The 5,192-nt window shown below is 73.7% G+C and carries 4 protein-coding genes; 2 read left to right on the top strand and 2 right to left on the bottom strand.

Annotation, left to right across the window (positions count from 1 at the left end; all coding sequences use genetic code 11):
- Positions 1-403, bottom strand: a 403-nt coding sequence (locus EAO71_RS34495) for an inositol monophosphatase family protein (protein WP_187282941.1), incomplete at its 3' end; no start/stop codon positions are given.
- A 151-nt stretch (positions 404-554) separates the two neighbouring features.
- On the opposite strand from EAO71_RS34495, the gene EAO71_RS34490 reads away from it, so the two are divergent.
- Positions 555-1,610 carry a lipoate--protein ligase family protein gene (locus tag EAO71_RS34490; RefSeq protein ID WP_147981764.1) on the top strand — a complete coding sequence of 352 codons (1,056 nt, stop codon included), beginning with the start codon at positions 555-557 and terminating at the stop codon, positions 1,608-1,610.
- A gap of 54 nt (positions 1,611-1,664) precedes the next feature.
- Positions 1,665-2,549, top strand: a complete 885-nt coding sequence (locus tag EAO71_RS34485; protein WP_147981763.1) for a hypothetical protein — start codon at positions 1,665-1,667, stop codon at positions 2,547-2,549.
- Between the two features lie 33 nt (positions 2,550-2,582).
- Here EAO71_RS34485 and EAO71_RS34480 read toward each other — a convergent pair whose 3' ends face one another.
- Positions 2,583-3,986 (bottom strand): amidase, encoded by a 1,404-nt coding sequence (locus EAO71_RS34480; protein ID WP_261992488.1) that lies wholly within the window; start codon positions 3,984-3,986, stop codon positions 2,583-2,585.
- Between the last annotated feature and the right edge of the window lie 1,206 nt (positions 3,987-5,192).

Genomic DNA, 5,192 nt, shown 5'->3' with positions numbered 1-5,192 from the left:
CGAACGTCCAGGAGGCGAGGAGTTCGCCGCGGAGCGCCAGCGCGACCAGGGTGCAGAAGTCGGGCTCGCCGCGCACGAACTGCCGTGTGCCGTCGACCGGATCGACGATCCAGACCGGGGCGTCGCCCCGGAGCGCGGCGTACACCTCGGGGTCGGCGTGCACGGCCTCCTCGCCGACCACCACGGAGCCCGGCAGGAGCGCGGTGAGCGAAGCGGTCAGATGGGCCTCGGCGGCCCGGTCGGCGACGGTGACCAGGTCGTGCGGGCCGTTCTTCTCGACGATCTCGTGCGCGGCGAGCTGGCGGAAGCGAGGCATGATCTCGGCGGCGGCCGCCTTGCGGACCGCCTCCTCCACCTCGGTCGTGCCGCCGGCCAGGACGTGGTCAAGGAAGTCTTCGATCATGCGTCCAGCTAAGCACGGCCCGCTGACATTCCGGGAGTCCGTCCCGTAACCCACTGTTTCCCCACGGAGTACGCTTTGGCCGAGTTCACCCCTGAGATCCGGCCGTCGCGATCCCGTCGTCCCGGCCGGTCGTCGCCTCCCGGGAGGGTTCGTGCACGGCGAGTACAAGGTGCCCGGCGGAAAGCTGGTCGTCGTCGACCTCGACACCCGGGACGGCGTCCTGCGCGACGTCCGGGTCGCGGGCGACTTCTTCCTGGAGCCGGACGAGGCGATCCAGGCCATCGACCGCGCGCTGGAGGGCGCCCCCGCCGACACGGACGCGTCGGGCCTCGCGGCCCGGATCGACGCGGCCCTGCCGCCGGGCACGGAGATGTTCGGACTCACCACGGAGGGGATCGGGGTGGCCGTCCGCCGGGCTCTGGCGCACGCCACCGACTGGACCGACTACGCCTGGCAGTTGATCCACGAGCCGCCCCGGCCGCCCGCCCTGCACATGGCGCTGGACGAGGTCCTGACCACCGAGGTCGCGGCCGGCCGGCGCCCGCCGACCCTGCGCGTCTGGGAGTGGGGCGCGCCGGCGGTGGTCATCGGCAGCTTCCAGTCGCTGCGCAACGAGGTGGACCCGGAGGCGGCCGAGCGGCACGGCATCGAGGTGGTCCGCCGGATCTCCGGTGGCGGCGCCATGTTCATCGAACCGGGCAACACCATCACGTACTCCCTCTCCGTGCCGGACGCCCTCGTCCAGGGCCTGTCCTTCACCGACAGCTACGCCTACCTCGACGACTGGGTGCTCGGCGCGCTCGGCGACATGGGGGTGAAGGCCTGGTACCAGCCGCTCAACGACATCGCCACGGACGCGGGCAAGATCGCGGGCGCCGCGCAGAAGCGGATGGTGGCGGGCCAGGGGGCGGTGCTGCACCACGTGACCATGGCGTACGACATCGACGCCGACAAGATGACGGAGGTGCTGCGGATCGGCCGCGAGAAGCTCTCCGACAAGGGCACGGCCAGCGCGAAGAAGCGGGTGGATCCGCTGCGCCGGCAGACCGGGCTGCCGCGCGAGGCGGTCATCGAGCGGATGATCGGCTCCTTCCGGGACCGGTACGGGCTGACCGAGGGCCGGGTCACGGACGAGGAGACGGCGCGGGCGGAGGAGCTGGCCGCGACCAAGTTCGGCACGCGGGAGTGGACGGCCAGGGTGCCCTAGGGGGTGTCTTGTCGATCTTGCCGGGCCCGCGAGGGGCGCCCGTACGATCGGCGCATGCGTGTCGAGCGGCCGGTGAAGCCGGGGTTGAGGATGGAGAGCGCCGACGGACGGCGGCTGGCCCTGCTCCAGGGCGACGTCCCGGTCCTCTTCGCCCGTCCCCGCGCCACGTACCGCGGGGTGCACTACGCCCGCACCGGTCTGTACGTCTCCCCGCTGCCTCCCGTGCGCGCCGAAGAGGCCCGCGCGCACGCGGGGTTCGCGACGCCGGGCTCCCGGGCGTGGAGCGGGCGCTGGGCGGCGCACGCCGCGTCCCGCCTGCGGGACGCGGCCGGCGGGCCGCTCCACGAGGGGGACTGGAACCTCGGCCCGGAACGCTCCCGCTGGTTCGCGGACCGCAACTGGCCCAAGCTCGCGGCGCACGACCCCGATCGGGGCCACCTGACCTGGTTCGGCTACGGCGACCCGGAGGAGGACGCGCGGGACCTGCTGCCCCTGCGCGCGCTGTCGCGGCCCGACGCGCCACGGGTGAGGGCGTTCCGCCGCCAGTACCGCGAGGGGGTGCTCCCGCCCGTGCTCGTCTGGTGGATCAGCGGCCTGCACTCCCCGGTCGTGCTGGACGGTCACGACCGGCTGGCCGCGGCGCTCGCCGAGGGCGGACGTCCGCATGTCCTGACGCTGTCCCGGAAGCAGGACGAGCGGTGGACGTCGCTGATCTCCGAGGGGCCGGTCAGGGAGTACGAGCACCGGGTCGCCGGGCTCGACGGACCGCTCGCCGCGAACCGGATCGCGCACCAGGGGCGCCGGCTCGCGGACGAGCTGCGGGAGATCGCCGAGGCGCCCGATCTCACCCGGGCCTGGCCCCTGCCCGGGGGCCCGGCCGCCTGGGACGCCGCCGTCGCCCGGCATGTCCCCGGCTGGACGCCGGACGCCGACCTGTAGGAGCTGTCCGGGGTCCGTCGGCGAGGGGCGCCGTCAGGCCCGGTCCGGCGGGCGGTGCTCGAACCAGCGCCGGTCGTCCTCCAGTTGGGCCGCGAGCGAGATCAGCAGCGGTTCGCTGCCCGCCGGTCCGAGCAGCTGGGCGCCGACCGGGAGACCGTCGGGCAGGAATCCCGCGGGCACGTTCACGCCCGGCCAGCCGAGCACGTTCCACGGCCAGGCGTAGGGGCAGGCGGCCGCCATGGTCAGGTCGGTGCGCCAGCCCGGCATCGCGTCGAAGGTCCCGATCCGCGGCGGCGGGGCGGCCGTCGTGGGCGCGAGCAGGACGTCGTACGTGTCGAAGAAGGCGCCGATCCGGCGGTGCTGGTGGGCCTCCCGGGCACGCGCCGCGCGCAGGATCCGGCCGCCGAGCCTGCGCCCGGTGCGGGTCGCACCCAGGGTGCGGGGGTCGAGCAGGGCGGGGTCGGGGTGCCGGTCGGCGTACTCGGCGATCCCGGCCGTCGCCCGCGGCAGGAAGCTGAGCCCGATGAGTCCGTAGCGCGGCCGCGCCTCCTCCACCGTGTGGCCGAGCCGTGCCAGTGCCTCCGCGAGGTCGGTGACGGCCCGCCGGATGCCCGCGTCGAGCGGGTTGCGCGTGGCGGTGAAGGGGGATTTCCAGGCGAGGGCGATCCGCAGGCGCCCCGGCTCCCGGCGCGCGGCGGCCGTGGCGTCGATCGCGGACGGCTGGAAGCGGTCGCCCGGGTGGGACCCGGCGACGGCGTCGAGCAGCAGGGCCGCGTCGCCGACCGTACGGGCGAGGGGGCCGTTCACGGTGAGGCCCTGGAAGCAGTCGTCGTAGGGATGGACGGAGACCCGGCCGCGCTGCGGCTTGATGCCGACGAGATGGGTCCACGCGGCCGGGATCCGGATCGACCCGGCACCGTCGGAGCCGAGGGCGGCCGGGACGAGGCCGGCGGCGACGGCAGCGGCGGAGCCGCCGGACGACCCTCCGGGCGTGTGGTCGGTGTTCCACGGGTTGCGGGTGGCGCCGAAGGCGGGGCCCTCGGTGAACGGCCACTGGCCCAGTTCGCAGGAGTTCGTCTTGCCGACGATCACCGCGCCGGCGGCCCGCAGCCGGCGTACGGCCTCGCCGTCGCCCTCGGCCTCGGGGATGTCGCCGGCGCAGCCGAAGCGGGTGGGCAGGCCGGCGACGTCGGTGTCGTCCTTGACGGCGAGGGGGACGCCGAGCAGCGGCAGCCGCTCGCCCGCGGCGAGCCGCCGGTCGGCCTCCGCGGCCTCCGCGAGGGCGGCCTCGGGGCGGGTGCATCGGAAGGCGTTGAGTGTGGTCCGGGTGGCTTCGATCCGGTCGAGCGCGGCCCGGACGAGCGTGACGGAGTCGATGTCGCCCTCCGCCAACCGCCTTGCCTGTCCGGTCAGTCCGGTGTCTGCGACTGCGGTCACGGCAGCCCCTCCCCTGAGTCTGCCGCGAACCCTACTGGAGCGTAACGTCGCTGTCAGTACCCGCCGGTAACGCCACGCTCGCCGGTGCACGGGAACCGCCGGCACCGTTGGCACCGCCGGCACCACTGGCACCACTGGCACCGCTGGCACCGCTGGCACCGCTGGCACCGCTGGCACCGCTGGCACTCGTCCGCCGGACGGGGGTGSGGGGCTGGGGTCTTGGGCTCTTGGYGTGGGCCGGTCTTGGATRGCTTCTGGTGGTTGGCCGCCCTCTCTCCGAGTGTGGCGGGRTKCGGCGCCGCATCAAGGGCGCTCCTTCGTCGCGTCGCTGCGCGATGGCCTTCGGCCACCCTTGACCCGTCGCCTCCACCCGCCTTTTCACACTCGGAGGGCGGCCCGGGAAAGGGGCCAGGGCAGGGGCCGGCGGGGCGCGCAGCACCGTCGGCCCGTGTCTGGTCCGGGGGTGGCTTCCCGCACCCATTGAATGGGGTGACCCGGCAGGGCTTAGCGGGTGCCACTCGATTCCTGGCGGAGATTCATGCCCCGCTGGTCACTCTCCGGTGGGGGCGAAGCCAGATCCGAGAGCCCCTGGAGCGGTTGCCGCCCCGGTCGGGCCGGTCCGGTCCTTGCCGACAGGTGGAGTCATCCTGAATGACGCTACGGCGTACATTACCTGCGGTAACACGGACGAGATAAGGGACATTCATTGGCATATCGGACTCTCGGCGGGCTTAATGTACGCCGTAGCGTCATTCCTCGAATGATCCCAGCTCGGCCATGGTGCTGGCAGGACGGATGAGGCCCACCCAACCCGAACGATCGGGGCTGGGCGCCGCGCAGGGATCACCCCCACCGGGAATGACCAGCGGGGCATGAATCCCAGCCAAGAAGCAAGGGATTGCCGCTAAGCGCCGCCGGGTCACCCCATTCAATGACAGCGGGAAGCCACCCCTAGACCCGACAGCCGCCGACGGCGCCCAGGAACCTCCGGTCCCCGGAGCGGATGCCCCTCCCCCGGGCCGCCCTCCGAGTGTGAAAAGGCAGCCGGGGCCGGGCGGTCAAGGGTGGSCGKAGSCCATCGCGCAGCGACGCGACGAAGGAGCGCCCTTGAGGGCACGGACCCGGCTGCCACACTCGGAGAGAGGGCGGCCAACCACCAGYAGCAARCCAAGACCGGCCSACWCCAAGAGCCCAAGACCCCAGCCC

It is taken from the genome of Streptomyces sp. MS191 (assembly GCF_008042125.1).
Lineage (GTDB): Bacteria > Actinomycetota > Actinomycetes > Streptomycetales > Streptomycetaceae > Streptomyces.
The sequence above is the reverse complement of the archived record's forward strand: the minus strand, read 5'-3'. Positions and strand labels throughout refer to the sequence as shown.

Excerpts from the sequence above, each read along its gene's own strand:
- EAO71_RS34485 (WP_147981763.1), top strand. The coding sequence starts at position 1,665 with ATGCGTGTCGAGCGGCCGGTGAAGCCGGGGTTGAGGATGGAGAGCGCC.